The sequence below is a fragment of the Burkholderia sp. Se-20378 genome, from assembly GCF_017104665.1.
Lineage (GTDB): Bacteria > Pseudomonadota > Gammaproteobacteria > Burkholderiales > Burkholderiaceae > Burkholderia > Burkholderia lata.
The window spans coordinates 1-829 of sequence record NZ_JAAGPG010001214.1 but is presented as its reverse complement, the minus strand read 5'-3'; the positions used below and the strand labels follow the sequence as shown (position 1 = coordinate 829).

At 71.2% G+C, this 829-nt stretch carries 2 protein-coding genes; both read left to right on the top strand.

From position 1 onward, the window contains the following. The coding region (mdcG, locus tag G3N93_RS41080) for a malonate decarboxylase holo-[acyl-carrier-protein] synthase (RefSeq protein ID WP_206135647.1) at positions 1-325 on the top strand (325 nt) is incomplete at its 5' end. After that, positions 322-829, top strand: a 508-nt coding sequence (locus tag G3N93_RS41075) for a triphosphoribosyl-dephospho-CoA synthase (protein WP_206135646.1), incomplete at its 3' end; no start/stop codon positions are given. The genes mdcG and G3N93_RS41075, both read left to right, overlap by 4 nt.

Sequence of the window (829 nt, the reverse complement as noted above, 5' to 3'; positions counted from 1 at the left end):
GCTCGGCGCGCGCTGCGGCGTGCAGGGCCGCGTGTTCGGCAGCCTCGCGTGGCAGGCGCTGACGGGCGAGCCGTACTTGAGCGCATCGTCCGATCTCGACCTCGTGTTTCCGCTGCCGGCGGCCGCATCGCTCGCTGCGCTGCTCGACGGCCTCGCGGCGATCGACGCGCGCGCGCCGATGTGCATCGACGGCGAACTGCTTCGCGACGACGGCGCGGGCGTCAACTGGCGCGAACTCCATGCACGGCAGCCTGAAGTCGCGGTCAAGACCGCGACCACCGTCGAACTGATGCCGGCCGACGCATTCATCGGAGGGTCGCGATGAGCGCCTGGGCTGCCTGCCGCGTACCGGCGCCGTCCGAAGCCGAGCGCATCGCCGAACTGGCCGAGCGCAGCCTCGTGCTCGAAATCGAGACCTATCCGAAGCCGGGGCTCGTCAGTCACGTCGACACCGGCAGTCACACCGACATGGATGCGGCGACGTTCGCCCGCAGCGCCGCCGTGCTGCGGCCGTACTTCGCCGAGTTGGCCGACGCGGGCGCACGCGATGCGGACATGGCCGTGCTGCGCAAGATCGGCCTGCGCGCCGAGCACGCGATGCTTGCCGCGACCGGCGGCGTCAATACGCATCGCGGCGCGATCTTCGGGCTCGGGCTGCTGTGTGCGGCCGCGGGCCGGCGCGCGATGCCGGGGGCCATGCCGGACGGGATGACGCTGACGCCCGGCACGTTAGAGCGGAAGCGCGTCGGGCAGGGCAAGAGGGGGCGCAAGCGTGTCGATCTCGGTGGTCCACGCGTCATTCACAAAAACACACAAGCGCACCCGACGC